General features: G+C 62.9%; 36 protein-coding genes and 1 tRNA gene. 11 read left to right on the top strand and 26 right to left on the bottom strand.

Annotation, left to right across the window (positions count from 1 at the left end; genetic code table 11):
* Nucleotide 1: 1 nt before the first annotated feature.
* The 23 genes from D2N39_RS12660 to D2N39_RS22905 form a co-directional block, all read right to left on the bottom strand.
* Nucleotides 2–232 (bottom strand): hypothetical protein, encoded by a 231-nt coding sequence (locus D2N39_RS12660; RefSeq protein WP_119135153.1) that lies wholly within the window; start codon nucleotides 230–232, stop codon nucleotides 2–4.
* Complete coding sequence (locus D2N39_RS12655) at nucleotides 225–638, bottom strand: HK97-gp10 family putative phage morphogenesis protein (protein ID WP_119135152.1); 414 nt, start codon at nucleotides 636–638, stop codon at nucleotides 225–227. The genes D2N39_RS12660 and D2N39_RS12655 overlap by 8 nt, the downstream gene beginning before the upstream one ends.
* A complete protein-coding gene (locus D2N39_RS12650; RefSeq protein ID WP_119135151.1) occupies nucleotides 639–1,040 on the bottom strand; it encodes a DUF3168 domain-containing protein in 402 nt (133 codons plus the stop codon).
* Nucleotides 1,037–1,378, bottom strand: a complete 342-nt coding sequence (locus D2N39_RS12645) for a head-tail adaptor protein (protein WP_158589826.1) — start codon at nucleotides 1,376–1,378, stop codon at nucleotides 1,037–1,039. The genes D2N39_RS12650 and D2N39_RS12645 overlap by 4 nt, the downstream gene beginning before the upstream one ends.
* Nucleotides 1,375–1,941 carry a head-tail connector protein gene (locus D2N39_RS12640; RefSeq protein ID WP_119135149.1) on the bottom strand — a complete coding sequence of 189 codons (567 nt, stop codon included), beginning with the start codon at nucleotides 1,939–1,941 and terminating at the stop codon, nucleotides 1,375–1,377. The genes D2N39_RS12645 and D2N39_RS12640 overlap by 4 nt, the downstream gene beginning before the upstream one ends.
* A 4-nt stretch (nucleotides 1,942–1,945) precedes the next feature.
* Entirely contained in the window at nucleotides 1,946–2,404 is a 459-nt protein-coding gene (locus tag D2N39_RS12635) for a hypothetical protein (RefSeq protein WP_119135148.1), read from the bottom strand.
* A 69-nt stretch (nucleotides 2,405–2,473) separates the two neighbouring features.
* Nucleotides 2,474–3,742 (bottom strand): phage major capsid protein, encoded by a 1,269-nt coding sequence (locus D2N39_RS12630; protein ID WP_119135147.1) that lies wholly within the window; start codon nucleotides 3,740–3,742, stop codon nucleotides 2,474–2,476.
* 87 nt (nucleotides 3,743–3,829) lie between these two features.
* On the bottom strand, nucleotides 3,830–4,753 hold the full coding sequence (locus tag D2N39_RS12625; protein WP_119135146.1) for a S49 family peptidase: 924 nt from the start codon (nucleotides 4,751–4,753) through the stop codon (nucleotides 3,830–3,832).
* A complete protein-coding gene (locus D2N39_RS12620; protein ID WP_158589825.1) occupies nucleotides 4,743–6,041 on the bottom strand; it encodes a phage portal protein in 1,299 nt (432 codons plus the stop codon). The genes D2N39_RS12625 and D2N39_RS12620 overlap by 11 nt, the downstream gene beginning before the upstream one ends.
* Nucleotides 6,042–6,051: 10 nt before the next feature.
* Entirely contained in the window at nucleotides 6,052–7,767 is a 1,716-nt protein-coding gene (locus D2N39_RS12615) for a terminase large subunit domain-containing protein (protein WP_119135144.1), read from the bottom strand.
* The gene (locus D2N39_RS12610) at nucleotides 7,754–8,233 is read right to left on the bottom strand and encodes a hypothetical protein (RefSeq protein ID WP_119135143.1); all 480 of its coding nucleotides are present in this window, start codon (nucleotides 8,231–8,233) and stop codon (nucleotides 7,754–7,756) included. The genes D2N39_RS12615 and D2N39_RS12610 overlap by 14 nt, the downstream gene beginning before the upstream one ends.
* 58 nt (nucleotides 8,234–8,291) lie before the next feature.
* Complete coding sequence (locus D2N39_RS12605; RefSeq protein ID WP_119135142.1) at nucleotides 8,292–8,663, bottom strand: HNH endonuclease; 372 nt, start codon at nucleotides 8,661–8,663, stop codon at nucleotides 8,292–8,294.
* A 107-nt stretch (nucleotides 8,664–8,770) separates the two neighbouring features.
* On the bottom strand, nucleotides 8,771–9,526 hold the full coding sequence (locus D2N39_RS12600) for a hypothetical protein (RefSeq protein WP_147373483.1): 756 nt from the start codon (nucleotides 9,524–9,526) through the stop codon (nucleotides 8,771–8,773).
* 424 nt (nucleotides 9,527–9,950) lie between these two features.
* Complete coding sequence (locus D2N39_RS12595; protein WP_119135140.1) at nucleotides 9,951–11,801, bottom strand: DNA primase family protein; 1,851 nt, start codon at nucleotides 11,799–11,801, stop codon at nucleotides 9,951–9,953.
* On the bottom strand, nucleotides 11,791–12,027 hold the full coding sequence (locus tag D2N39_RS12590; RefSeq protein WP_108130540.1) for a hypothetical protein: 237 nt from the start codon (nucleotides 12,025–12,027) through the stop codon (nucleotides 11,791–11,793). The genes D2N39_RS12595 and D2N39_RS12590 overlap by 11 nt, the downstream gene beginning before the upstream one ends.
* Nucleotides 12,024–13,151, bottom strand: a complete 1,128-nt coding sequence (locus D2N39_RS12585) for a DUF7146 domain-containing protein (RefSeq protein ID WP_119135139.1) — start codon at nucleotides 13,149–13,151, stop codon at nucleotides 12,024–12,026. The genes D2N39_RS12590 and D2N39_RS12585 overlap by 4 nt, the downstream gene beginning before the upstream one ends.
* The gene (locus D2N39_RS12580; RefSeq protein WP_119135138.1) at nucleotides 13,148–13,636 is read right to left on the bottom strand and encodes a DUF1937 family protein; all 489 of its coding nucleotides are present in this window, start codon (nucleotides 13,634–13,636) and stop codon (nucleotides 13,148–13,150) included. Before D2N39_RS12580 ends, D2N39_RS12585 begins: the two co-directional genes overlap by 4 nt.
* 39 nt (nucleotides 13,637–13,675) lie before the next feature.
* Entirely contained in the window at nucleotides 13,676–14,851 is a 1,176-nt protein-coding gene (locus tag D2N39_RS12575; RefSeq protein ID WP_158589824.1) for a helix-turn-helix domain-containing protein, read from the bottom strand.
* 11 nt (nucleotides 14,852–14,862) lie between these two features.
* Nucleotides 14,863–15,132 (bottom strand): hypothetical protein, encoded by a 270-nt coding sequence (locus D2N39_RS12570; RefSeq protein WP_119135136.1) that lies wholly within the window; start codon nucleotides 15,130–15,132, stop codon nucleotides 14,863–14,865.
* On the bottom strand, nucleotides 15,132–15,410 hold the full coding sequence (locus tag D2N39_RS12565) for a hypothetical protein (protein ID WP_119135135.1): 279 nt from the start codon (nucleotides 15,408–15,410) through the stop codon (nucleotides 15,132–15,134). The genes D2N39_RS12570 and D2N39_RS12565 overlap by 1 nt, the downstream gene beginning before the upstream one ends.
* A 241-nt stretch (nucleotides 15,411–15,651) precedes the next feature.
* Nucleotides 15,652–15,969: a hypothetical protein gene (locus D2N39_RS12560; protein WP_119135134.1), complete on the bottom strand. Its 318-nt coding sequence runs from the start codon at nucleotides 15,967–15,969 to the stop codon at nucleotides 15,652–15,654.
* Complete coding sequence (locus tag D2N39_RS12555) at nucleotides 15,966–16,238, bottom strand: hypothetical protein (protein ID WP_119135133.1); 273 nt, start codon at nucleotides 16,236–16,238, stop codon at nucleotides 15,966–15,968. Before D2N39_RS12555 ends, D2N39_RS12560 begins: the two co-directional genes overlap by 4 nt.
* A gap of 59 nt (nucleotides 16,239–16,297) precedes the next feature.
* Nucleotides 16,298–16,441 (bottom strand): hypothetical protein, encoded by a 144-nt coding sequence (locus D2N39_RS22905; RefSeq protein WP_158589823.1) that lies wholly within the window; start codon nucleotides 16,439–16,441, stop codon nucleotides 16,298–16,300.
* A 176-nt stretch (nucleotides 16,442–16,617) separates the two neighbouring features.
* On the opposite strand from D2N39_RS22905, the gene D2N39_RS12545 reads away from it, so the two are divergent.
* Both D2N39_RS12545 and D2N39_RS12540 read left to right on the top strand, forming a co-directional pair.
* Complete coding sequence (locus tag D2N39_RS12545; protein WP_119135131.1) at nucleotides 16,618–16,929, top strand: helix-turn-helix domain-containing protein; 312 nt, start codon at nucleotides 16,618–16,620, stop codon at nucleotides 16,927–16,929.
* A gap of 254 nt (nucleotides 16,930–17,183) precedes the next feature.
* Nucleotides 17,184–17,552, top strand: coding sequence for an HIRAN domain-containing protein (locus tag D2N39_RS12540; protein WP_158589822.1), 369 nt, complete (start codon nucleotides 17,184–17,186; stop codon nucleotides 17,550–17,552).
* Between the two features lie 37 nt (nucleotides 17,553–17,589).
* On the opposite strand, the gene D2N39_RS12535 is transcribed toward D2N39_RS12540, so the two are convergent.
* On the bottom strand, nucleotides 17,590–18,021 hold the full coding sequence (locus D2N39_RS12535) for a DUF2513 domain-containing protein (RefSeq protein ID WP_158589821.1): 432 nt from the start codon (nucleotides 18,019–18,021) through the stop codon (nucleotides 17,590–17,592).
* Nucleotides 18,022–18,172: 151 nt separating this feature from the next.
* Here D2N39_RS12535 and D2N39_RS22685 point away from each other — a divergent pair, with 151 nt between their 5' ends.
* The 9 genes from D2N39_RS22685 (at nucleotide 18,173) to D2N39_RS12505 (ending at nucleotide 22,970) form a co-directional block, all read left to right on the top strand.
* A complete protein-coding gene (locus tag D2N39_RS22685) occupies nucleotides 18,173–18,394 on the top strand; it encodes a hypothetical protein (RefSeq protein ID WP_147373481.1) in 222 nt (73 codons plus the stop codon).
* The gene (locus tag D2N39_RS12530; RefSeq protein WP_119135128.1) at nucleotides 18,391–18,714 is read left to right on the top strand and encodes a hypothetical protein; all 324 of its coding nucleotides are present in this window, start codon (nucleotides 18,391–18,393) and stop codon (nucleotides 18,712–18,714) included. The genes D2N39_RS22685 and D2N39_RS12530 overlap by 4 nt, the downstream gene beginning before the upstream one ends.
* Entirely contained in the window at nucleotides 18,714–18,836 is a 123-nt protein-coding gene (locus D2N39_RS23575; protein WP_267899578.1) for a hypothetical protein, read from the top strand. The genes D2N39_RS12530 and D2N39_RS23575 overlap by 1 nt, the downstream gene beginning before the upstream one ends.
* Nucleotide 18,837: 1 nt before the next feature.
* The gene (locus D2N39_RS12525; protein ID WP_119135127.1) at nucleotides 18,838–19,032 is read left to right on the top strand and encodes a hypothetical protein; all 195 of its coding nucleotides are present in this window, start codon (nucleotides 18,838–18,840) and stop codon (nucleotides 19,030–19,032) included.
* Between the two features lie 65 nt (nucleotides 19,033–19,097).
* Nucleotides 19,098–20,969 carry a ParB/RepB/Spo0J family partition protein gene (locus D2N39_RS12520; RefSeq protein WP_158589820.1) on the top strand — a complete coding sequence of 624 codons (1,872 nt, stop codon included), beginning with the start codon at nucleotides 19,098–19,100 and terminating at the stop codon, nucleotides 20,967–20,969.
* The gene (locus tag D2N39_RS22900) at nucleotides 20,966–21,118 is read left to right on the top strand and encodes a hypothetical protein (protein ID WP_158589819.1); all 153 of its coding nucleotides are present in this window, start codon (nucleotides 20,966–20,968) and stop codon (nucleotides 21,116–21,118) included. Before D2N39_RS12520 ends, D2N39_RS22900 begins: the two co-directional genes overlap by 4 nt.
* A complete protein-coding gene (locus D2N39_RS12515) occupies nucleotides 21,111–21,353 on the top strand; it encodes a hypothetical protein (RefSeq protein ID WP_119135125.1) in 243 nt (80 codons plus the stop codon). The genes D2N39_RS22900 and D2N39_RS12515 overlap by 8 nt, the downstream gene beginning before the upstream one ends.
* Nucleotides 21,354–21,525: 172 nt before the next feature.
* Entirely contained in the window at nucleotides 21,526–22,536 is a 1,011-nt protein-coding gene (locus D2N39_RS12510) for a tyrosine-type recombinase/integrase (protein WP_119135124.1), read from the top strand.
* A complete protein-coding gene (locus D2N39_RS12505; RefSeq protein WP_119135123.1) occupies nucleotides 22,533–22,970 on the top strand; it encodes a hypothetical protein in 438 nt (145 codons plus the stop codon). The genes D2N39_RS12510 and D2N39_RS12505 overlap by 4 nt, the downstream gene beginning before the upstream one ends.
* Nucleotides 22,971–23,043: 73 nt before the next feature.
* On the opposite strand, the gene D2N39_RS12500 is transcribed toward D2N39_RS12505, so the two are convergent.
* Both D2N39_RS12500 and D2N39_RS12495 read right to left on the bottom strand, forming a co-directional pair.
* Nucleotides 23,044–23,118, bottom strand: a tRNA-Val gene (locus tag D2N39_RS12500).
* 19 nt (nucleotides 23,119–23,137) lie between these two features.
* A complete protein-coding gene (locus D2N39_RS12495; protein WP_119135122.1) occupies nucleotides 23,138–23,596 on the bottom strand; it encodes an HU family DNA-binding protein in 459 nt (152 codons plus the stop codon).
* Nucleotides 23,597–23,689: the final 93 nt, after the last annotated feature.

Below are 23,689 nucleotides of genomic sequence, written 5' to 3'. Positions count from 1 at the left end.
GTCAGTCTCCTGATTTTGCCACCGGCACGGCGGCTGTGATGCCCGTCACGCCGCCGCCGCGCCGTTTCGGTATGGGTAACGCCCGACCGGCATTGATCGCGGCGGTGATGAATTCGCGCGGAAACATCTGCGGATCTGGCGATGGATAAGCCGACCAGCCGGCATTCCGGCGACGGCTGGAATAGTGAAACTCGCCTACGAAGATCGCGCGGACGCTGCACCGTTCATCCACTGCCGATCTCCCGTAGGGCCTTGCGCGTCGCGCGGGAAATCCGGCTGCGGATGCGGCGCTTCAGCGCGCGATACGCGGGAAAAAAGAACGGGTGCGCCTTGGATTTACGGGTGCCGAATTCGACCCAGCGGGCGTAATAGGCCTTGGCATTCCCGGCATAGATCACGATGCGATCCCGGCCGCGGCCGCGCCCGGACAACTTGTCGATCACGACGGCACCACGCGGAGCATCGCCCCAGGCCCAGCCGATACTGTCGCGCAGATCCCCATCCTCGACCGGGCAGAGCCGTTTCATCAGCGCGACCAGTTCATCGGCCGATTTGATCAGGACCGGACGCACAGCCGCTGAGACCTGCGGCACCACGTTCTGAAGCCGGCGCCGAAAGGCGGGGGAAACGGCGGCCACCTATTCCTCAACCGTGCATTCGACGGTCAGCACGCCATGGCTGATACCTTCCTCCGGGTCGCCCATGACCCGAACCAGCGTCACATAGGATTCGACCAAAGCCCCATCGCTCATCTCGGCCGAGAACCCATGCAGCGCCTTGCGAACCGCATCGCATATGCGCTTGGCTTCGGCCTTGCCGTCATCCGCATTCGACCAGACATCGATCTGCTGGGTCTCGATCCGTGCCGCGATGCAATCCGCATCGTCCGGGGTCACATCGCTGGGCCCGAAGGTGATATAAGGAAATGTCACCGGCGCTTTCGGCTCGTCCAGAACACGCTCTCCGACAAAGCTGCTGACAGCGGTGTCGGAAACAAGGCGGTCTCGCAGAACAGCTTGTAACCCCTCTGAAACGCTCATTTCGTGGCCTCACAGGTGATTTCCAGAAATGCACGGTCTGCGGTCGGGACGATGGCCTTGATCTCATAGACCAGCCCGTCGCGAAGATTTCGCAAACGCCAATGCGGCTTGATCGCAAGTGTTTCAGGTGCCAACCGCACCGTTACCACTGCCGGCTGTTTGCCGGACAGACGCGCGGCAAGAACCACCTCCCCACCGCGCAGATATCGGAACCCTGCCCAGATACCGCTGATCCGTTCGGCCCAGGCGGTGATCTGACCACCTGTTGCGGTGGTGACCCCGGTTGGTTCGTCGAAGGCCGTGCGGGTATCGAGAAGGGGTATCTTCTGCACGATCACACCCACAAAACATGGGGCAGCAACAGATCCTGCACCCCAAGTGGAATTTCCGTCGCGCCCCCTTCGATCACAGCACTGCGGTTGACGAAGTAATGCGCAACCAGCAAGCGCACAGCAGCCAGCAGATCGGACGGAATGGCGGAGGCATCAGCACCATAGCCGACGGTCAGGGTGATGCGCACTGTGTCCTGCCCCGCCATAATGTCGGGCAAGCTGGAATTGCGATCCCAGACAAGCCGCGCAGGCAGGGACGACTCGACAAGGCGCAAACCGATATCCGGCATTTCCTGCGTGACACCATCTGGGTCGAGATAAGTCACCGCCCCGAGCGAAATAATCGGATCGCAGGGGATGGTGATGGATGCTGGCAGGCCATCAAGCCGCAGTTGCACCTGCTGCGAGATCAGCCGACGGCGCGTAAAGGTTTCCACGCGCGCACGGGCAGAGCTGATGATCGAGGACAGCAAGCCATCCTCGATCGAGAAATCTTGCCGCACCACCGCCTTTGCTTCGTCAAGCGTCAGCGGCTCACTGGCCGGCGGTGATACGGTAAGCATCCGCATGGGGTCAGACCGTCACAATCTCATCGACGGTGCTCGCATCATCGCCGGAGGCAGGCCCGAAACGGGGCGTCGCGCCCAGGACGAGGGCGGCAGCATCCGAGGTGGCGGTGCCCACGGTCATCGAAAGCCGGAAATGGGTGTAGCCGCCATTGGCGTCCAGATCCGAGCTCGAAAAGGCGATGATTGCCTGTTTGTTGGAATCGCCACCGGCCTGCGTGAGCTGCGTGATCGCCGCGCCGGTGATATCCTTGGCACCTGCCCCGGCCGCACTGGTCGCTTGCTCGATTTTCGCGTCGAGCGTGGCATTGGTGCCCAGATCGCCCGCAAGCACCACACCCATGAAGTCCTGAAAATTGTCGGCGCTCACCCAGCCGGTGGTGACAGTGCTTGCCGCATAGGCATCGGGGTCGATACAGGCCAGAGCTGCGGCAGCCATGGCGAGCGAAACGGTTTTCTGCGTCATCTGTGATCTCCAGACAGAAGAAAGGGAAAACCGGGGCGGGTTAGCCCCGGTGTTTGGCCTTGAAAAAGGTCAGGCCCGGTTTTCGACGGCGATGAAATGCGATTTCGTCGCCGACCCGTTGGCCGGGGAAACCGGATTCGACAGATGGGGCTGGCCGCCAAAGCGGAAGGTCCAGCGGAACGCCTCGATCGCATAGTCAAAGTAGAGGTGCATCGACTGCGCGAACTTCGGGCCATTCTCGCGGCGGGCCGCGTAATAGCCCTTCGGCGAAACAAGCTGGATATCGCCCTTGTCGCCAACGGTCTTTGCATGTTCGGACAGCTTGACCGGCCGGCCGAGAATGAACCCGCCGGGGGCGTCCACAAGGCCGTTGGGCGGCATCCAGATCGGACGGTCACCGATGGTCATCGTCATCAGCGACGGCAGGCAATCGGAATTGGTGATCCAGAAAGGCGCATCGCCCGGCACGGTCAGCAAGCGCGAGAACATCTTGATGATATTCTCGGGCACGATCGTATCGGCCACCTGACCGCTTTCCTTCGGAATGGTCACCAGAGCCTTGCTGTTCATCCAGCCCAGAGGCTGACCCACGCCAGTCCCATAGACCATGGCACTGTTCTTCTTCCAGGCAATCGCCTGCCCGGCCTTGTTGGTAATCCGGGAGGCAAGCCGCGGCGCATCTTCCAGCAGCTCTTCGGTCGCCAGCACGAAAGCATAGAGTTCGTGAAGGACCGTCGTGCGCGGCTCCGTCACCAGCTTGGAAGGCTCCATCTTGGTGCCCTCGCCACGCCAACGCGCCTGAACGCCGGTCGCCCCCCACGGCGTGGTTTCATCGGCGAGCCCCTTGACCTCGCGTTTCGCCGTGGGCTCTTCGTCCACCAGCGGCCCGAACTCGTCCAGCTTGTTCACCACTTCGAAGATGGAATTGCGGTATTCGGGCGGAACCTCATAGCCTTCCCCCGAAGGCGCACCGCCGATATGCACGTCTGTCGGGGCCCCGAAGAGCCGCGCATCCGGCTGACCACCCGGACGGCTGGCCTGACGAACGCAGGATGCGAATTCGGCGATATCCTTGAAGCCATGGGTCTTGGCCGGATCGGTATCGTGCACGGTGTTTTCACCCGCAGCCGGCAGGGCGTCCATGGCGCGGCGCTCTTCCAGCAACCGCTCGGCCGCGGCGATATCGGCCTGCGTCGCCTCGATCTCGGCCTTCTTGGCGTCATAGGCATCCTGCGCCGCCTGGTCGAAACCGCCGGCCGCGTCCGCCTTGTCGAGCATTGCCAGCGCCTGTTTCTTCAGATCGGCCAGCTTCGCCCGCAGTTCAGCCAGTTTCTTCATTGGCTCTCTCCATAGCCGGGTGACAACTCTGCCGACCCCATCCGCCCGGCGCGAATGGGTTGGGCGACCGAATGGTCTGTGATCTGATCAGATGAGGCCGAGACGCTCGCGCTCGATCGACGCCCGGCCGCGTGACCCGCCTGAGCGGCCCCCCTTGGCCAGCCGTGCGATAGTCTCATCCAGCGTGGCAATGCGGTCGATCATGCCCAGCCGCTTTGCAGCCGCCGCACCATAGCTTCTGCCACCGCCAAAATGCTGTGCATCGGTTTCGGGATCAGCCCGCACAACAGAAACCGCAACGCCCCGCGCCTTGGCGACATCGCTGGTGAATGCATTATAGGTTTCCCGCACCTCGGCGAGGAAAGCACCTTTCGCAACCTCGTCCAACGGTTCGAACGGGTTGCCTTCAACCTTGCGCGGCCCCTGCGAGAGATAGGTGACCTTGACGCCTTCCATCTTGGCCCGTTCGCTCATGTCCTGATGCATCATGTAGACACCCACGGAACCGACCGTGGCCGAGGTGGTCGCCACCAGCTCATCCGTGGCGCAGGCAATCCAGTAGGCCGCAGAAGCGCAGGTGGTATTGGCAACGGCCACGATGGGGCGATCATCGCGCCGCGCCGCGCGGATCATCGCAACTGTTTCAGGCACCAGCGCGACATTGCCACCCGGACTGTCAATATCCAGAACAATTGCCCCGGTCTGCGGATCATTGGCCGCCTGACGAAACACCTGCCCGAACCGTTCCAGCGAAACCGCACCGGACATATCGGAAAGCATATTGCCACGCGGCATGATCGTGCCATGCAGGCGGATCACCCGGACGAGTTTCGGTCCCGCGCGCATATCCTCTGTCATGGCAGACTGTTCCCGGTCGGGAAAGGCGGTGTCTGACCTTGGTCCGGCAAGCCTCATCTCGATCAGCGCCAGAATCTCATCAGCCTTGGCTGCATCGATCAGCCAGACGCCACGCCCTGCGGCGCGCAGGATGCGTTCGATTTCATGCGGCATTGCGGATCACCTTCAGTCTGGGGCGGCCACCATTGGCCGCAACGCTTTCGCGCAGGAATGCGATGGCCTTTTCGGCGCCCCGGCTTTGGTCCGGCGGCACACCCACAGGCGTCATGTTCAAGGGTTCGATGTACCGATCCCCGGCGGGGCCGATGCCATTCTGGTTTTCGAGGCGCCGGATCTCGTTGACCGACAACCATCCCCACTGCCGTGCGACGGCATAGGATTCGTAACGGCTCTTGATATCGCCGCGCAGAAGGCTCGCCACATTGAACTCGAAGTACACACCATCCTCGCCGGCAAGGAAGTGTTTGGCGATGCTGCGCTCGATCAGGGTCAGCCATGGCGCCAGCGTGTCTGTCACGAATTCAAGCCCTTGGTGCTCGATATTCGAGAAAGTCGCCTTGTCGAGGATACCGACCTTGTGCGGCGGCATCCGCCAGAGCCGCGCAATGTCCACGTTCAGTTCCTGCCGGGTTTCCAGAAACTGGGCCTGCTCCGGGGTGATTGCCAGTTGCTTGACATCCATCCCGTATTCCAGAACCGCCGGGCGATGCCGGTTGCGACCGGAAAACCATTTTGTCCAGGCGGAAAGGAAGCTCGCCTTCGACGCCTGATCCGCGAAATTGCCCTTGTGGGTGAAGATCAGCGAGGGCGTCGCATCATTGCCGAAGAAACTGTTGGCATAGGCCTGCAAGGCCATGGCGGCGCCGATCTGTTCGCGGCCATCGGTCAGGATCGGAGATCTGCCTCGCAGCCCGTCCAGGACGGGCGGAAGCGGGATATACCAGACTTCATCTTCAAGCAGCACCCGTTCGGGCATGCCCGGCTCGCGAATACGGAACCGACGACTGCGGTCACTCATCTTTTCGATGATGTAATCGCCGGGACGGATGCGCCAGAGCTGCTCAAGGCTGGTGTATGGCGCAACCCGCTCTGCAAGGAACTCGCCCTCCGCCGCCAGATCATCGATCATCGTCGCAAGAAATTCGAACGATGAATCGCGCGGGTTTGGATCACGCATCAGCCGGGCGACCGGATGGTCGCGCAGGCGCTTGCGCGTATCATCGTCATTCCGTTCGAAAACACCGAAGGTCAGCGCAGCCACGCTTTGCGACAGAACAGCAAGGCAGTCGCGCACCACAGGAACGCGACGCGCCGTGATTGTGGATACGGTTTGGCCTGACCGCGTTGGCAGGCCGATCGGCTGAAACCACCTGTCATCGCTGGCATCGCGGTCTGGAGCCTGCGGCGCATCGGCCTGCATGCTGCCGCGAAAGATCGACATCAACCCCATTTCATCCCACCACATAATCTTCAGGAATCGTGATGACGGTGCCAGCACCACCCGCCTCGGGATTGCGGGCCATCAGGATTACGGCCTGCGCAGTTGCGACCAGTGGGTCGATCTTCGCCTTCCCCGCCACTTCCTTGGTGATGCGCATCGCGGAGCCCTTCTGTTCAGGTTTGGCATTTCCAACACACCACGCCATCATCGGTTGGCCGGCGTGCCGGAAGGTTCTGGTCTTGAGCATACGCTCCATGCCCCACCAGGCTGGCGAAAGACGGTAGTCTTGCCCGATCACAACCAGCTGTTCATACGTCACACCGACCCTGAACAAGGGACGCTGAATCGCAGCCAGATTTGTGGTATCAACACCGATTGCATCCTCTTCAGGCAGCAACCCCGCGTCGATCAGGCGGCTTGCGATCTCTGCGACATCATCGGTATCACCACTGACATTCTCGTCATCCAGCAACACGAGATCGCCATCATCCGCGAAGCCGCGCAATCTGGCTGCGATCTCTTTCCGCTCTTCAAGAACATCGGGATGCGCCCAAGCCTTCGCCCAATGGAGCAAGTCGCCGGTTTCGCGGCAGCGGCCCAGGACAGCCACGCCGAACAGGTCATCAAGGCCCCCGCCATCGACGCCCATCACAGCGACCTCACTGCGTTCAATCAGCTCGTCCAGCGTCAGGCCGGGCTGGGCCGCATCATCCCAGTATTTTGCCCCTGCCCATCCGGCAGACAGGCCGACGCCGATTTCGATATTCAGATGCTGACTGGCCCAGACCTGTTCGGCGTGGCGATTGATCTTGCCGTTATTTTCATAATCCTCGATCAACGGCTGTTCGTCCGGGATCGACATGCCGAGGTTCGGCAGCACCAGCTTCCAGTTTCGCGTGTCGCGCCAGAATTCCGGGTTCTTCTGCAACTCGGCCGGGAACTCATACAGCACAGGCAACATGATCGGCTTTGAACCAGCCTTGCCGTCCCTGATCTTCCGCGCCTTGTCGAGTTCTGTGCGCCAGATGCCTGCCGGCGATTCATCGCTCTGCGTCGTGATCATCAGGATCTTGCCGCGTTGGCGTGTGATCCCCCCTCCCCGAATCTGCTGCATCACCGCCGCGGCCTTTGGCATCGCCCCGAGCAGGTGAACCTCATCGATAATGGTCAGGATCGGGATCTCGCCCGTCACAATGTTGGTCGCAAATGTCTTGACCGCGAGCTTGGTGCGGGTGGCGCGCCGGGTGATAACCATGTCCGGGTCGTTGATGTGGAAGATCTTCAGCAGCTTCTCGCTGGCGCGGATCATGTCAGCAGCCTGCTTGAAACAGCGCCTGGAAATCGCCTGCGTTGGCCCCACCAAGAGCATTTGCCGGTTATGTGCCTCTTCCAGCATCAAGGCTGTCAAACCCAGTGCGCCGGCATACGTCGTCTTGCTGTTCTTTTTCGGGACCATGCAAAGCAGTTCCCAGACCTGCGGAAGTAGTGTCTCTGGATCTTCCGACCCGAAAAACACCTCGACAATCGCCTTGAACCACTCACCACATCCCTCGGCCAGCGTCGGCATGCCCGGCTGATCAGCAAGCTGAAGCCGGTTGAAGAAGGCCAGTGCCTTGCCTGCCCGCGCGCGATTGACCGGCACGTCGGCGAACGGGACGTCGCCAGCCTGAAGGCGCTGCCACCAGTCCGGGCAGGCGAAGCGCGGCAGGGCCTCAGTGGCGGACATCCACAGCCGATTCTTCTTCCAGGAGGGCCATCATGTCCGCATCGGCATCCTGTGCCATGCGGTCTCGTTCCGCCTTCTTGCCCAGACGCTCATCAGCGGCAGGCCGGTCTGGCTTGGAAATACGACGCTCGGCCTCCATTTGGTCATTGCGGTCGAGCATCTGCCCGAAGATCCGATGCGCCCCTACGTTGCCGGCAGCCGCCTGCTCGGCAACCTGCATCATGCGCTCAGCATCCAGCCGGTCGCGCATCGCATCCCGCACCGACAGCTCGGCTCTAAAATACCTCTTGAGCGTGGCGAGGGAGCACTCGATTGCATTCGCAATACGTTCGTTCGACCAGCCACAGGCCAGCAACAGCTTGACTTTATTGCGGTTTCTCTCCGTCACCTCAAAAGCAGGCCGCCCGCGCTTGCCGTGATTGTCACGCACTGGGTTGCCGAACAGGTCCAAAACGCAATCGCCCATAAAAAAAAACCTCCAGATGAGTGAGCGAGCCGGTCTAGGCCATGCCGCCTCCCAGCGATTAGCCCCCCCCCTCCCTCGCGGTGCGGCGGGCGCGGACTTCCTCCCTCTGCTTCACCTTGTCATGGCAAGGCTTGCACAGGCACTGGAGGTTGCTCGCATCCCAGAACAGCGCCTCATCTCCGCGATGCGGCTGGATATGGTCCGCGACCAGCTTTGAGGTATCCGTCTCGACAAGGCCGCAGATGCGGCACTGCTGACCGTCCCGCACAAGGATGGACCAGCGCAGCCGTTGCCAACGGGCAGTGCCGTATTGCGCGCGCAGCGGGTTGGCAGCAAGCCGCGCCCGATCATGGTCCCGTTCTGTCCGCTCCAGATACTTGGCCCCGAGGGACAGCTTGCGACCACTGTCGCGCAGCTTCCTGATACGCATGGCTGACCTTGGTTGGGAGGGTTGAAACGCGAAGCGCCCGCGAGGGGGTTCCTCCGGGCGCATCTGTGGATCATGTCAATAGAACTACATCCGGTTGAGTTAAGCCGTCAAGACACTTTCGGCATGGTATCTGCCATGCGGTCGAGCGCCTCAGCCAAAGCAGCCCGCGCCCAATCGACGGACTCGCCGTAGACCGACCAGCCGCAGGCATCGAGGATGGCGCTCACCGTCTCACCGCCAAGGCAGACACGATCCACCAGCTCGGCCACGGTCAGAGGCGTGCGCTTGCGCTTGCTCTGGCGCACCACCACCAGCGCCCAGCCATCCCCGACCGCCGACCGCATGGCTGCAATCGCCGCGCCCTCATCAAGGATGATGTCCACCACGCCGTCACCGCCACCACCGCTGCGGCCGGTCAGCATGGTCTCGACCGAACGGCCCTTCAGGCCGACCGCCGAATGCCGCTCCACCAGCGTGGCATAGGCCCGGCCTGCGCCCTTCTGGCGCTGAGTGAAGGGGTCATCACTTCCCTTGCGCCTGGCCTGCCGGGCCATTTCGTCGAACACATCCGCCGCGCGCGCCGCATCCCTGCCCCGGAAGCCACCGTGCTGCGGCGCCCAGCCCCCTTCTGTCAACTGCATTGCAACCGGCGCTACCCGCACCATGCGACCCCGTGCCGGGGCGACCGGCATATCCGGCCCGCAAGTCTCTGGCGCCACCGCCCGCGCCTTCAGCGTGGCCAGCCGGTCCCCCTCGCCCATGGTCGGATCAGCCATCCCCATGGCCGAGGCAATGGCCCGCACCACCTCTGTCCGCCGCGCCACCATCCGCAGCACCGTTGCCTCGATTTCCCGTTCCAGCATCGCGTTTCCCATATCTTGTGCCTTTTAGCCCTTTTTTCACTTAACCTTGTCTTTCGTCGTTTTTCTTGGGGAGTATGGGGAGCAAGTGAAGATGAATGGGGAGGAAGAAACGAAGGCGCATGAGTATGAATTACCAAGCACATTCAATAACATGCGCAGAACTAGGGGAGGTCGGGGAGTTGGGGGAGTATATTCAGTCATACACATGAATTTCACCGCCAATATCTGCCCCCCAACCCCTTGGAAGATACATCCTCATACATCACGCGCAGAATGCTCCCCCAACTCCCCGACCTCCCCGAAATCACATCAACCCATTGTCACCGCTGAATTTCCACCCCTCACCCCCGAGCAGAAACAAACCTCCCCATAGCCGTCGTATGTTCCCCATCCTCCCCGAAATCGGGCGAGGGGTGCGGGGAGATCATCCATAGAACGGGGTTCGGCCCGGTATGGGGCGGCCGTCCTGATCGCGGGGAGCATCCCAGAAGCGGGGGCCGAATTCCTCATCGAAGCGAATGCCCGTGTAGGTCATGACACCGTGGGCCTTAACCACGTCATAGCCCTGCCCATCGCGTGGACTTCGCCAGCGACCCACCTTTTCCTTCAGCCGCATGGCGATGCGGCGATCAGACCAGCGTGTTTCGCCGCGGAGTTGCAGCCAGTAATTGAAGGCCATACCAAGATCGCGCGCACCGATCCTGTCCTTGTCATTGCCGGTGCAATGGCAGCAGCCTGCGATGAAGGATCCGATCGGGTCACTGTCCTCGCGGTATTCCTGCGTCGCCAGACGCACCTGATCTGGTTCCCGCATGCCGCCTTCCAGATAATCGACCAGCCCGTCAATCAGCCATTGCAGAATCCCGTCACGCTCTTCCAACAGCTTGGAAATCAGATCTGGATCGCGCTCGGCCTCGGGAATCTGCACACCCCAAGGCACCAACTTCATACGACGCCAGATCCCATCGTCGGTTTCCCGGATATCGGGCTTGTGGTTTCCCGACATCGTGAGCTTGAAATAGGGGTATAGTCGGAAGAATGCCCCGTAGTTTGCCCGAACCATGATCGGCTCGCCCGAAGTGATCGACTTGATCAGCGCGGCTTGCAGTTGCTCGCCCTCGCGAGGTTCCATGGCTCGGGCAAAGCGCGCCCCGACCAGATAGACGAGATCTGGCGTCGCCTGTGCCCCGCTTTGCTGGCCCTTTCCGGTGAGAGTTTCGATACGAATATCTGCCGCGTAATCGCCAAGCAGCTTTGCCATTATCTCGCTCAGCACGGACTTCCCGTTTGCGCCGGCGCCATACCAGAACATCATTGCTTGCACCGGCAGACCGGAGATCGACAGTCCGAGCCAACGCTGAAGATAGCGCCGCATTTCCTCTGCCGGCTGGACGCGCTCGAGGAAGGTCATGAACTTCGGGCACTTGGCGGCCGGGTCATATCCGGCTTCGATACGCTTGGAGATATTGTCGGCCCTGTCATGCGGATCGAGCCGGACCGAGGCCGTCCGGGTTCCGGTATCTGGATCTATATCTAACGCCATGCGCAGCGTGCCAGACTGGCAGTTGATCGCCAGTGGGTCCGAATCCAGATCTTCATGGCGCAACTTCACATGCGGCGCAGCCTCTTCAAGCGCCGCCTTGATCCGACCGGAGTTCCCGGCCGTGCGGGCAAAGTTGCGATGCGCCTTCCGCTTGTCGCTCAGGGTCTTCTTCAGATCGGCGATGGCGCGCAGCCGCGTGCCGATCTCTGCAATCTCGCGCTCGGCATCCGGGGTCAGACGACCATCCTCTCCCGTCTCGGCCTGAAGCTCGGTCACCCTGGCGCGCAGATCCGCTTCCTTGCCGATGGCTTCCATCTGCCAGTCATCCAGCGTGATGTACGGGATTTCCTTGGCGATCAGATCGCCCAACTGCTGTGACAAGGCGCGCACCACCAGACCCTGCGGATCAAGCTGGAAGTGCGTTCCGTTCCACGCGACCCAGCCAAGATCCTGCACGAAGCGCACATCCTCCCCGAAATGGCGTATGAACCGCTGCGCATTGCCGAAGTCATTGAGCGGAAACATGACGCACTCAGCCTCGGGCGGGGGAGCATCATCGTCTTCAAGAGGGGGGTGCGGGGGCATGGCGTCATCGCCGGGATAACCGACATCCTCATCCCCCAGCGGCACATCGTGATCAGGCTCCGCCTCCGGCGCCACCAGCCCCTCCGGCATGTCCACATCCTCGGCCGAGGCCATGATCTGGCGCACCTTGTCGAGATTATCCGTCACTGCCTGCCTCCCGGATCGCGGCCTCGAGGGCGCGCAGATCCTGTTCGTAATGCCCGGCCCAGGGACCGGGTTCGCCTTTGACCTTCGACCCGCGCGACCAGAGACTGCGGTAAAACCGCAGCTTCCGGGGCAGATCGGCTATCGGGATGCGCTCCGACCATCCGGCCTTGCACATCAGGGCCGTGCCGGTTTCGCGGCACAGCGTGATTTCGAGGGGCGCCGTCATGGCACCGGGTCGGATGCCTCCGGCCTTTCCATCAGCACATCATTGAGATCGACGCCGGCTGGGCATGGCGCCACCTGACCGCGCAGGCCGGGGCGCAGCGCCATGGCGCGGCGAATGCCGGACAGCAGTTGCGACCGCGTCAGGCGCGGTTCGGAGTCGCCGTCCTGGACGAAGATCAGCCGTTCGACGCCGGCGGGCGGCACGAAGGCCTCGGTATCGCCCAGATCGGGCAGCCCGGCGTATTTCAGGCCCTGCCCCAGCTGACGCTGGCCCGCCATATTGCCGAGGCTGACCCCGGCCCAATAGGCGGCACCCGGCGGTTCATCGGCCAGCAGCGCGGTCAGCGTCGTTTCGATCCCCTCGCCCATGATCAGCACCCGACCCGGCGGCGTCAGACGGATCGCCCCGCCCTTGACCGAGCCGAGCGATTTCTTGACCTTCAGCCGATCACCGGAAACCGGGTGCAGGATCGCGGGCTTGCCCTTCGGCCTGGACGGGTCGAACCAGGTGCGGTGCACACCGATGAACCGGCCATCCGGCCCCTGAATGGCGGCCAGCATCGCCGGGCCCCGATGCGCCTCGACCCATTGCCGATCGACCTGCACCATATAGCCGAGCGAGGGGTGAAACCGCAGGCACACCGGCAGGCGCGGGAATCGCGCGCGCGGGATGCCCCGCAGCGCGAGGTAATCATGCACCGGGCTATCCTGCGCCGGTTGGCCCTGTTCCCAGATCTCGCGCGCCTCGCGCCGGGCCTGTTCCCGCGCGGCGGCGGCTTTCGCATCGTTCCGCGCCTTGTTCTCGGCCGCCTTCCGCTCGCGCTGGCGGCGTTCCTCGGGGCTGACGCCCTCCACCGATCCGCACAGCCATTCCAGCGCAGCCGGGAAGGCCAGCCCCATCACAAACATCACCAGATCGACATTGCCGCCCTTGCCACCGCATTTGCGGCACTGGAATACCCGCTTCTGGATGTTGATCCCGAAGCGATCTTTGCCACCACAGCGCGGGCATGGCCCGATCATTTCCCGGCCCGCGCGGGTCAGGCCCTGAATGGCCAGCCGGTTGGCGACCTCGGCCATATCCATGGCCGCCGCTTCGGCCGGGCGTGGATCATCGCGGGTCATGCCGCCCCCGCATAGAGATGCACCGGCACATTGTGATCGAGCGCCCATGTGACATCCCGCGCCACCATCGGGCAGCGCTGCCAGCCGCGGATATCCGGCACAACGACGATGCCACAGGCAGTCAGATACGGCGCCGACCAGCGCGCCCAGAACTCCAGATCCAGCGGATTGATCACCGCGTCCTTGACCGTCGGGGCGGCATGCATCGCCTCGGCCCGCAGCACGGTCGGGCAGATCGCGCTGACATGCTCGCAGATCAGCCGCAGCACCTCGCGCGCGGCCAGCGTTGACATCATCGTCGAACGGTCGATCTGCCATTTGCGGCGCTGCCCGGCATGGGCATCATAGGGCGCCGCCACATAGGCGATGCCGCTGCAATGCCGCGCCACCTGCGCCGGGTCTGACCCGACCCGCACAAGGGCCGAGTCCGACCCCTGCGGCGCCATCACGCGCCGCCAATCCACCGGATGATTAGCTGTCACCATGCCCGCCTCACTGCATTCTGGCCTGCGGTCTCACGCCGCTCAGGCCGCCTCCGGCCGGGCCACACCGGCCGCCACGCGCAGAACCAGCAACAGATCGGCTTGCCCGTCGATCGTCACGCGGTCGCGGTCATCCCGGATCACGGCGGTCAGGGCGCGAAACCGGCCGACCACCGCAGCCGAATCCAGCCCCAGATCCAGCGCCACCTGCCCCGCCTTGGTGCCCGAGGTCAGTTGCTCGACCAGCGCCAGATCGGTTGCCGCATCAAAATCGCCGCGCCCATGCAGGCGCATGACATGGGCGGCAATCTGGCGCTGCCGGGCGGTGAAGGGGGCCGCACCGCCAGCCACCGGCGCGGGGGTCGGGGCTGCCACCGGCACCACCCCTTCGGCGATCTCACCCACCGGCGCGGCCTTCACCGCCACCGGCGCTTCCGCAACCGCATCGGCACCGTCTGAAACGGCAACCGAAGCCTGTTCGGCCACGGGGGCGGGCTGGGCCGCCTTGGATTCTTCTGTTTTGCCTGCGGCGCCCTTGGGCGGGTGCGCCAGCCCGTGCAGATACAGCGCCACGGTCTGCGTGCGCCGCCCGAGGCGGCGCGCGATCTCTTTGCGCGACACGCCCTCGGCATCGAGGCGCTGAATCTCGGCCCGCTCATCATCGGTCAGCGGACCCGTCACCTGCCCTGCGGTCTGATCCTTCCGCGCAGCGGGTGCAACCGCAGGCGGCGCGCTCACCGGGGTCTCTGAAACGTGTGCGGGGCTCTCACCCGCTCCGGTCCCCGCCTCGGGCGCGACCTCGCACGTTCCGGCTTGTTCACGCTGGCCAGCAGCGGGGGGACTCTCCACAAGACTATGCCGTTGCAGGTCCCCCGACCCGCCCAGCATCTCAGCGGCCACCACATCGGCGGCCAATGCAGCACGGCTATTGGCATCAAGCTCGCGCCAGTATTTTTCGTCAACCCGCCGCCAGCCCGCCGCTTCCGCAGATTCTCCGGGGCGACGATCAGTTTCCACCACTTCAAACTCAGGCGGCGGATCGAAATACCGCGCGGACGGCATGCCGCAGGGCAGCGTGATGACTGTCGGCAGGCCCGGCGTCATGTCGATCGACAGCACACTATCCTCAGCGTCCCGTGGTAGCCCATCGAGGATCTCGCAGGCTTCGATGATCCGCGCGTTCTTCTCTTGGTGGCGCCGCAGGTCATCGAGACTCATGTCACTCAAATTCATTTGAAGCCCCCATTCGGTTCGATCAGCGCCTGTGCGGCATCCACCGCATCGGCGAGTTGACGAAGTTGCGCACCCATGCCGGGCGCCAGAAAATCGTTGAACAGCGCATTCCCGGCCAGCGGCCCCGCCACTCCCCGGTGCCAGATCAGCTGCGCCGCGCCCTCGGCCACCAGCACCGTCGCGGTGCAATCGCCGACCGGGATGTCATCCCGACGGGTGACTGCCACCAGCTGCGCCGCAATGCTGCCGATCGACCGAAAGCCCATCACCGCCGCCTCAGATGCGAGGTGGACCGACGCCACCACAGCGGCCCCAAGGCACCATCCTGATTTGCAGGTTTGACGGCCGGGCCAGTGCCGGGCGCAAAATCCGCAACCTCGGAGGCCGCGAGATCGTCTCGCACTCGCTTGACCATGCCCAGAACGCTGCTGCGGGATCGCCCATAGGCCGCGCCGACCTCGGTCGCGCTCTGCCCCTGCCTCTCGATCCGGTCCAGCGCATCCAGTTGCTGGTCATCGGTCCAGGCGTCTATCTGCCGCCGCATCACACCACCTCCCCGCCGAAGCGCTGGCCCGAGGGGAACACCCCGAACCAGCGCGCCGGGACAACAGAGAGAAACCGGGAAAGCGCCCGGCACGCATCTGCGGCACCCGCCGCAAATGGCAAGGAAAAGGCGGGCGGCAGGGCAGTGCCGCCCGCAGTTACCACAGCCGACCGAGCAGTCAGGTCGCCGTGGCCGCACCGAACAGGGAGGAGGTGCGAGAAAGTGGAACGCGCGGGCAGGCTCATTGCAGCCCCCGCAGCAGGATCGCGGCGGCAAAACGCGCAACCGGCTCCAGCACGGTCAGCGCAGTTGTCATGGCGCTCATCGTCAGCAGCATCACCCACAGCCAGGTCGGCTCACGCTCGGCCTCGGACACGACGACGGCGGGCCGATCTTCCAGCGCCTCGATCGCCTGCGCCCACAGCCGCAGATCCCCGGCGCGCGCTTGCAGTTGCAACACCTGATCCGGCTGGATCAGCGCCGCTGTCACGCGCATCCGCTGCGCCAGTTCAAGGCGGGTCTGGCAGGGCCGCGCGAAACTGATGGTCAACCCGCTCATTCCGCGAACTCCTCGGGCCACATCCGCATGGCCATCAGCATTTTGTCGCCAGTAGGGCAGCTGAACCCGTCGAACCAGTTGCAGGCGGTTTGAAACGTGACCGCGAACACCACCGCGCATTCCTCGCGGCTGGCGCAGCGCCGCGCCACCAGATCGGCCCAGAACACCGTCGCCGCATGGCGCGTGATGACTGGCGCAACCGTGACCCGCCGCGCCGACGCCGCCCCCCTGCCCCGACCCGCGCGGTCAAAACCGTTGGCACGGGACATTTGACCCCGGCGCGGGGCAAGGTCAGCAGGTGCGAGTTTACGGAGTGGTGACGATGACATCAGGCGACATCCTTTTCGGGGTCTTCCGCGACGGGGGGCAGTGCTACCCAAGACCGCGCAGGCACTGCGCCCCCCGTCGCGTCTTCGATCTTCACGGCCAGTTCGAGACCGGGCGTTTTGTCGCCCTTAACCAACTCGCTCATATAGCCGCACGACACGCCAACGAGCTTGGCCAGCACTGCCTGCTTGGTTTTGGTCTGGGTGAGATATGTGCGAAGTTGGCTCATAGCCGATAGTTGGCATATAGCGAACATCTTGGCAAGAAGAAGTTCGCTGGGTGCGATTAGCAATCGCAACAAGAATCTGGCATCAAGTGAACATGAAACTTCGGATCAGAGAGCTGCGGAAATCCAACAAGTTAACGGGCGAACAGCTCGCTGACTTGGTAGGGATTTCTAAGGGCTATGTCTCTGAACTGGAAACCGGAAAAAAATCACCAGGCGCCGATCTCTTGATGCGCCTCGCTGATGCACTGCACTGTGAAGTGCACGAACTGTTTTCAGGATCTCAAAGCGAGCGGGATACGGCATCACTGGCAACGCATCTGGAAGTCATGTCTCAGCTCTCGGCGGATGATCGCAGGTCGATTGAGCGCGCCGCGCTTGGTCTGCTCGCCAAGCGGAACGAATAAGTTCCAGCACTTGCTTTCGGTGCGCGGGTTCCAGCCGCTCAATCAGCTCTGTAAATTCATTGTCCGTCATAGCTACCCCCATTGGTATTGTTAACGTGATGCGAACATTACGGGAACACAAGCCGCCAGTGCGTAGGTTTTGGGGGATAAATCCGTGGACAACCGCAAGGCCAGTGCGACTCCTGTTTTCGCTTTGCGGATGCACCGTCGCCTGTGAAAATCAGGTCAGGAATCAGTTTTTTCAGGTGGACATGATGCTGAAAGTTGAAGGCGAAGGCACTTTCGAATTCCATATTGTCGGAGAGTCTCACTACCAGGACGCGCGGGAGGCGATCGCTGGCCCAAAATGCCCGGACGGCGTTGAATATGAATGCGAAGCGACGCTTTCACCGGAACCATCAAACCCCCATGACCCGAATGCCGTTCGCGTCGAGATCGAGGAATGCAAGGTAGGGTATCTGCCTCGGGAGGCCGCAAAGATGTGGCGGGACATGATGACGCGGGTTGGCCTGCCGGGCCAATCCATGATCGTAGACGCCGTGATCATTGGTGGCTGGCGTCGTGAACGGCGTGACGGGACGATCACTGAAGGCACGTTTGGCGTCAAACTCGACATCGGCTGAATGCAGCACTCACTTCGGTCAGGCGGCTTCCGGCCCGTCAGGGGAGAGGAAGCCCCAACTCTTTGAGCTTTTGCTTCAGCATTGCATGGCCTATTTCGAACATGAGCCGCAGCGAGTAGCCCGGAACCTCCGAAGCCTTGGCCTTTATCTGATGCCATAGCCCCTCTTCCCTCATCATGCGCAGGAAATCATGGCCCGCACCTGTAATGCGGAAGTTGCCACCATGCGCACCCGTCTCTTCCAGATACCCTTCATCTGCGAGCAGCCTCAGATGATAGTATTTGCGCACTTCTTCAGCGTCCTCATCGTCCCAGTCCGGCAGGACGAAAACCACCCATTCCGGCGCATCTTCCAGTTCAAACATGACTGACCGGATCAGTTCATCGTCTCGCTTCACATCATCCACCCTCTCCATGACCTCAGCCATGGAGAGGCGAGGCAGTCGATTCCTGCAAGCCCTTTCGGCCATTTTGCATTCCTTCTGTTGCGTGGCTCCGCCCGGTGATTCTGGAACAGATACATGGTGCATCACGGAAGTTCTCGATATGCTAACAAATAGCATTGCGCAATAGTTCGCTATATGCTTACTATTCTCCATCGCCAACCCGATGGAGGCCCCCGTGACCATTATCCCCTATCCTTCCTCCCGCCACGGCCGGACACCGCTCTTGCAGCGTGACGCCATGGCGATCTGCGCCGCGCCCGGTGATCATGCCCATCGGCCCAGCCTTTACGCCATGGCATGGCTCACCCTGAAATCTGCCCGCGGCCAGATCGTGCATCAGCACCGCCTGCGCGCCAGCCACATGATCGACCAGAGCGCGGGGGGCGAGGCGGCATGATGGACCCTCGTTTCCCCCGCAATCCGCCGCGTGCCGAGGTGGTGGTGCTGCACCCCGGACTGGCCCGCCTGACCCTCGCCTGGGCGACCGCCTGCCGCGACGATCCGCAGGTGGCTGCCATTGCCGTGACCTGCGGTGCCCTGCGCCCGGTGCATGCCCGTGGTGACAACTGGGTGCTGGAGGGCTTGGCCTCGGGCGGCGGCATTCTGCACGTCTGCATCACAGCCGATGATCACCTGTCCATCCTGCGCCACGGCCCGGACAGTGACCCGGTGGCCCTGCGCCTGCCGCTGGCCGATGCGCTGCCGGAGGCCTCGTGATGCAGGGCCATCATCATGCCGCTGTGGTTCTGGCCGTGCTGACCTTCGCCGCCTCGGCCTTTGCCGTGGCCGTGGTCTGGCCGCAGCCAAGCCCCCGCGCCTGTATCAGCTCGGGGTGGTGACATGGCCGATACGCCCACCACCCCCGAGGCGGAACTGGCCGATTACCGCGAGACCCTTCTGGCCATCGCCCGGCACACGCCCACCTGCTCACCGGAATCGGACGAGGCCTTCAGCCAGCAAGTCTGGAACGGCCTGTTCCGCGATCTGCAACGCATGGCCCGCGTGACCCTGACCCGTCACGGCCACAAGCCCTGAAGCGCTGCCCCTGCCGCCCCGGCAAGACAGTGCCGGTCCTGCCCCTCTTAGAAATGGATTTGACCATGGCCGAGATTACCTGGGAGCCGCTTTCGCGCCTCTATCTGCACCCCCTCAACAGCCGCTCCGAGCCGCCGCCGGCGGAGATCGAGTTGCTGTCCGAAAGCATCCGCACCGCCGGGCTGCTGCAAAACCTGATGGGCTATGCCGACCCGGAGGGCGGTTTCGCCGATGGCACTAACCTGCAATCCCGTCGCATCGGCATCGTCGCCGGCGGGCGCCGCCTGCGCGCGCTCCAGCTGCTGCACGGTGATGCGGGCGGCGATGTCGAAGTGCCGGTGCTGATCACCTTCGACGCCGCCACCGCGGCCGAATGGGCAGGCACCGAAAACACCGCCCGCGCCGCGCTGAATCCGGCAGATGAGGTGGTGGCCTATCGCAGGATGCGCGCACAAGGCGCCAGCCCCACCGCCATCGCCAGAGCCTTTGCGGTGCGTGAACGGCATGTGCTGGGCCGCCTGAAGCTCGCCGAACTCCCCGACTTGGCACTGGAAGCGCTGCGCGCCGGGCAGATCTCGATTGATCAGGCCGGTGCGCTTACCGCAGCTCAGAGCGAGGATGCAATGATCGAGATGATCCCGCGCATCATAAGATCAGCCGGTGGATACAGCAGCATGAGCGCAAGCCAGATTCGCCGCGAACTAACCCTTGAAGCAGTGCCCACATCCGACCGCCGTGCCAAATTCGTCGGGCTTGAAACCTATACTGGTCGAGGAGGACGCATTTGGGCTGACCTGTTTTCCGAGTACACCGTGCTACTGGACCCCAAACTGCTGGACGAACTCTTTGCGGAAAAGCTGGAAGCCGCCCGCTTGCAGGTTGCCGCCGAAGGCTGGGCTGAGGTGCATGCCTTTACCGGGCCCGTCGATTACAACCTGATTCATGAGCGCTATGGCGCCCGGCTGCAACGGACCCCCTGCGAATTGCCCGGTCCCGATGCCGAGGAACTGGATGAGCTGCAAGCACGGGCCGAGGTCGAGGAACTGGGGCAGGAAGATCTGGCGCGCATGCGCGATCTGGAGACACGGGCCGAGGGCGACTATGACGATGCCGCCCGCGCCCGCGCCACGGCCTTCATCCGCGTAGGTCATCAGGGTGAAATCGTCATGGAAGGCGCATGGTTGCCACGCGAGGCGCCAGAGGCCGAGGCAGGCAGCGGCGCGGTCATCACCGGCAAGGCGGAAACCATCCCGCAGAACCTGCGCGACGATCTGCGCATCATCCAGACGCTGGCCCTGCAAACTGCCTTGCTGGAAAAGCCCGAGCTGGTGCTGGATCTTCTGGCCATCACCCTCAATGCCGATGTCTGGCCATGGCATCGCCCGCTGGCTCTCAGCCCCACAGCGCAAACCCTCAGCCCGTCCAAGCCGGACGAAACCCATATCGACGCGCGTCTGGCACGGGCCATCCCGACGGATGATCGCACCGGCAAGGCCGATCTGACGATTGCCCTGCTGTCTGATGTTCAGAGCCTTGGCCGCAAGGCGCGCAACGCGGCGATCACCGCCGCCCTTGTGCGCACCATTCACACGGCGGGCAGCGATTTCGGCAAAGCCCTCGCCGCCCGCCTGCGGGTCAACCCGCGCAACGTGTGGCATCCGACGGCCGAGAACTATTTCAAACGCCTGCCGATGGGCATGCTGGATCAGATCCGCGACGAACTGCTGCCGCATATGGCGGACGAGGCGCAAAGGTTCCGTGAGCTGAAGAAAGCCGCCAAGGCGGCCGAACTGCACCGCATCATCCATGACGCGGATTACCGCGAGGCCCTCGCCCTTTCGCGCGACCAGAACGCCGCGATCGACCGCTGGCTGCCACCCGAACTGCGCCTGCCCGATGCCGAAGGCCCCGCCGCGATCGAGGAGGATGCAGCATGAGCTGCTGTGACGATGCCAAGAACCAGCGCCTCTATCGCGCGGCTACCCAGACCGGACAGGCAGTCTATTGCGTCAAATGTGGCCGCGCCCATCCCGCCACCAGTCAGGAGATCACCCGCATCCTCGCGGGTGTGCAGGCAGATGACTGACGACTGGCGCGGGGAACATCTGATCCGGGGCCGCGTGCCCGGCAAGGCCGAGCGGCAGGCAGCAGGCATGAGCGCGGTCAGCAGCCTGTCGCACGAGCTGCGCCGCCGCGCCGGTATCCCGGTCGCGGCGAAGCGGGAGCATGACAAGTTCGTCACACGGGTCTTCCGCGACATCCACCAGATCGAGCGCATGGCGACCGAGGCAGGCGCTGCCACGCGACCACAGGAGGGCTGACAATGGGCAGACATGAAACCATCTGTCCGCCATTCACGCCGGAAACCCTTGCAAAGCGGTGGGGCGTAACCGCAAATGCTGTGCGCAAAAAATGCGCATCTGGCGAGCTGGAGCATTTCCGGTTCGGCAAACTTTACCGCATCCCGGCCCGCGTTGTTGAGGAGATCGAACAGTGCCAGACATCAGCATCGGCAGGCTCAGAGGCGGATACTGTGTCTTCTGGACCGGCGCCGATGGCAAGAGATCCCGGCATCAGCTTAAGGCACGCACCCGAGCGGAAGCGGAAGCCGAGGCCATTGACGTCTATCGGTTGAAGCACTTCGCCCAGGCGCAAACCGGGGCAACGGTGGCAGAGCTTTGGGATGAATACCGGCGCGATCTGGGCGACAAGCCCACCGCCAAGACCATGGGCTACACCGGAAAAGCGGTTCTCACTCACTTCGGCCATTACCGCCCGGACCAGATCACAACCGAGCTTTGCCGCACCTATGCCCGCGCCCGTATGGCGGCAGGTATTTCGCAAGGCGCAGTGCATACTGAACTGGGGCATCTGCGTAGCACGATGACATGGGCAGAGCGAAACCGGATGATCGAGGCCGCGCCGCATATCGAACGGCCAGCCAAGCCGACACCGAAAGAACGGTTCATCAGGAAAGACGAAGTGGCGCGGCTGATCGACCACGCCGAAGCCCCGCATATTGCGCTGGCCATCCACCTGCTGTTCGCAACGGCAGGGCGGGTTTCGGCCGTGCTACAATTGACATGGGATCGCGTCGATATGGAACGCGGGGTGATCAACCTGCGGCTGGATGATGCCCGGACGCGGAAAGGCCGCGCCATCGTCCCGATCAACCGGGGCCTGCTGGCGGCGCTTCAGACCGCGCGGGATGCAGCCCTGTCAGATCATGTTGTCGAATGGGGCGGCAAGCCGGTCGCGAGTATCCGCAAGGGATTCGAGGCAGCAGTGAAGCGCGCCGGCCTTGAAGATGTCACGCTACACACCATCCGGCATTCGGCCGCCGTCGCCATGGTTTCGAACGGTATCCCGATCACCCAGGTCGCGCAGTATCTGGGCCACAGCAACACGACCATTACCTATTCGACCTATGGCCGGTTTGCCCCGGATCATCTGGCCGATGCTGCGGAAGTGCTGGATTTCACACAATTGAGGGTAGTCAAATGATGCAAGTCGTTTCCGAAAATAGCGAGGCTGAGATCAAACGGCACGCTGCCGAAGTTGAGATCAAGATGGCATGGCGGAGGCTTACAGCCAATGTTCTGAGGATCGCGGCTGGCGCGGGCAAGCCGCATCTGATTTTGGACCAGATAGCAGACTACGCCAAAGCCACACGAGATTATGAAGCGGCCACCGGATCGCCATTTCACGCCGAAGGCCACCTAGCGCATTACGCGAATGCTGACGTTGCGCTCTTGGAGTATCGTGATTGGGTAGATCCATTGAGCATGGAAACGGATGAACACTATGCAGAACGCAAGATCATCGACGGTGCCATGCGCGTCCATGCAGGATACCTGCTAGACCAACTTACTCAGGTTTCTAGCGCAGAAAAATTGATGTCAGAAGGCATCAGGGAAAAACGGTTTGGTCGAAAGTAGGTTCAGTGAACTCAGGGGCACTTCGCAAAAGCAGAAAAGCCCCGGAATTTTCCGAGGCTTTTCAAGCTATTGATGGTGGGCGATAACGGATTTGAACCGCTGACATCTTCGATGTGAACGAAGCGCTCTACCGCTGAGCTAATCGCCCGATAAGCGGGTGTTTAGCCTCAGTCTTCGGCCTCCGCAACCCCCTCTGTCACATCTTTTTTGCCTGCTGGCTTGCCGCCCCCGCGCTTCAGTTTCACGACAATCAGTTCATCGCCCGCGGTGCCCTTCTGGCGGCCGACCTTGGCCTTGCCCAGCGGTGGCAGATTCAGATCCTGACCTTTCGACAGCGCATCGCCCATCAGCGCCAGAACGGCCTCGGCCACGCTTTTCACCACGGGTTTCTTGGCGCCGGTTGCAGCGGCGACCTGGGTCACCAGTTGCTTCATCTTCAGCGCCTCGCCCGCCGCTTTGGCGACAGGTGCGGTGGTGGTCGCCGCCTCGGTTCCGGTGGCTTCGGCCAACGCCCGCGGGGCCGCTTTGGCCTTCGCGGCGCCAGCAGGCTTGCGAGCCGCCGTGGCGCTGCGGGTCTTGGTGCGTTTGGGTGCCGTCTTCGCGGCATCGGAGGGTTTCGTGGCCATATCATCCCCATGGACTCGACTTCTCCGGCGACCATAAGCCAGAATTTCCCTTGTGGAAACAGACGGCAGGAACCGTTCGTCAAAACGAAACAG

It is taken from the genome of Gemmobacter lutimaris (genome assembly GCF_003570715.1).
Taxonomy (GTDB): Bacteria; Pseudomonadota; Alphaproteobacteria; order Rhodobacterales; family Rhodobacteraceae; genus Gemmobacter; species Gemmobacter lutimaris.
This window is presented reverse-complemented; position numbering and strand designations above follow the sequence as displayed.

Bases quoted from the DNA above. Each gene is read 5' to 3' on its own strand.
- D2N39_RS12650 (WP_119135151.1), bottom strand. From the start codon at position 1,040: ATGAGCGTTTCAGAGGGGTTACAAGCTGTTCTGCGAGACCGCCTTGTT.
- D2N39_RS12640 (WP_119135149.1), bottom strand. From the start codon at position 1,941: ATGCGGATGCTTACCGTATCACCGCCGGCCAGTGAGCCGCTGACGCTT.
- D2N39_RS12635 (WP_119135148.1), bottom strand. From the start codon at position 2,404: ATGACGCAGAAAACCGTTTCGCTCGCCATGGCTGCCGCAGCTCTGGCC.
- D2N39_RS12630 (WP_119135147.1), bottom strand. From the start codon at position 3,742: ATGAAGAAACTGGCTGAACTGCGGGCGAAGCTGGCCGATCTGAAGAAA.
- D2N39_RS12625 (WP_119135146.1), bottom strand. From the start codon at position 4,753: ATGCCGCATGAAATCGAACGCATCCTGCGCGCCGCAGGGCGTGGCGTC.
- D2N39_RS12620 (WP_158589825.1), bottom strand. From the start codon at position 6,041: ATGTCGATCTTTCGCGGCAGCATGCAGGCCGATGCGCCGCAGGCTCCA.
- D2N39_RS12615 (WP_119135144.1), bottom strand. From the start codon at position 7,767: ATGTCCGCCACTGAGGCCCTGCCGCGCTTCGCCTGCCCGGACTGGTGG.
- D2N39_RS12610 (WP_119135143.1), bottom strand. From the start codon at position 8,233: ATGGGCGATTGCGTTTTGGACCTGTTCGGCAACCCAGTGCGTGACAAT.
- D2N39_RS12605 (WP_119135142.1), bottom strand. From the start codon at position 8,663: ATGCGTATCAGGAAGCTGCGCGACAGTGGTCGCAAGCTGTCCCTCGGG.
- D2N39_RS12600 (WP_147373483.1), bottom strand. From the start codon at position 9,526: ATGCTGGAACGGGAAATCGAGGCAACGGTGCTGCGGATGGTGGCGCGG.
- D2N39_RS12590 (WP_108130540.1), bottom strand. From the start codon at position 12,027: ATGACGGCGCCCCTCGAAATCACGCTGTGCCGCGAAACCGGCACGGCC.
- D2N39_RS12585 (WP_119135139.1), bottom strand. From the start codon at position 13,151: ATGACCCGCGATGATCCACGCCCGGCCGAAGCGGCGGCCATGGATATG.
- D2N39_RS12580 (WP_119135138.1), bottom strand. From the start codon at position 13,636: ATGGTGACAGCTAATCATCCGGTGGATTGGCGGCGCGTGATGGCGCCG.
- D2N39_RS12575 (WP_158589824.1), bottom strand. From the start codon at position 14,851: ATGAGTCTCGATGACCTGCGGCGCCACCAAGAGAAGAACGCGCGGATC.
- D2N39_RS12570 (WP_119135136.1), bottom strand. From the start codon at position 15,132: ATGGGCTTTCGGTCGATCGGCAGCATTGCGGCGCAGCTGGTGGCAGTC.
- D2N39_RS12565 (WP_119135135.1), bottom strand. From the start codon at position 15,410: ATGCGGCGGCAGATAGACGCCTGGACCGATGACCAGCAACTGGATGCG.
- D2N39_RS12560 (WP_119135134.1), bottom strand. From the start codon at position 15,969: ATGAGCGGGTTGACCATCAGTTTCGCGCGGCCCTGCCAGACCCGCCTT.
- D2N39_RS12555 (WP_119135133.1), bottom strand. From the start codon at position 16,238: ATGTCCCGTGCCAACGGTTTTGACCGCGCGGGTCGGGGCAGGGGGGCG.
- D2N39_RS22905 (WP_158589823.1), bottom strand. From the start codon at position 16,441: ATGAGCGAGTTGGTTAAGGGCGACAAAACGCCCGGTCTCGAACTGGCC.
- D2N39_RS12545 (WP_119135131.1), top strand. From the start codon at position 16,618: ATGAAACTTCGGATCAGAGAGCTGCGGAAATCCAACAAGTTAACGGGC.
- D2N39_RS12540 (WP_158589822.1), top strand. From the start codon at position 17,184: ATGCTGAAAGTTGAAGGCGAAGGCACTTTCGAATTCCATATTGTCGGA.
- D2N39_RS12535 (WP_158589821.1), bottom strand. From the start codon at position 18,021: ATGGCCGAAAGGGCTTGCAGGAATCGACTGCCTCGCCTCTCCATGGCT.
- D2N39_RS12530 (WP_119135128.1), top strand. From the start codon at position 18,391: ATGATGGACCCTCGTTTCCCCCGCAATCCGCCGCGTGCCGAGGTGGTG.
- D2N39_RS23575 (WP_267899578.1), top strand. From the start codon at position 18,714: ATGCAGGGCCATCATCATGCCGCTGTGGTTCTGGCCGTGCTGACCTTC.
- D2N39_RS12525 (WP_119135127.1), top strand. From the start codon at position 18,838: ATGGCCGATACGCCCACCACCCCCGAGGCGGAACTGGCCGATTACCGC.
- D2N39_RS12520 (WP_158589820.1), top strand. From the start codon at position 19,098: ATGGCCGAGATTACCTGGGAGCCGCTTTCGCGCCTCTATCTGCACCCC.
- D2N39_RS22900 (WP_158589819.1), top strand. From the start codon at position 20,966: ATGAGCTGCTGTGACGATGCCAAGAACCAGCGCCTCTATCGCGCGGCT.
- D2N39_RS12515 (WP_119135125.1), top strand. From the start codon at position 21,111: ATGACTGACGACTGGCGCGGGGAACATCTGATCCGGGGCCGCGTGCCC.
- D2N39_RS12505 (WP_119135123.1), top strand. From the start codon at position 22,533: ATGATGCAAGTCGTTTCCGAAAATAGCGAGGCTGAGATCAAACGGCAC.
- D2N39_RS12495 (WP_119135122.1), bottom strand. From the start codon at position 23,596: ATGGCCACGAAACCCTCCGATGCCGCGAAGACGGCACCCAAACGCACC.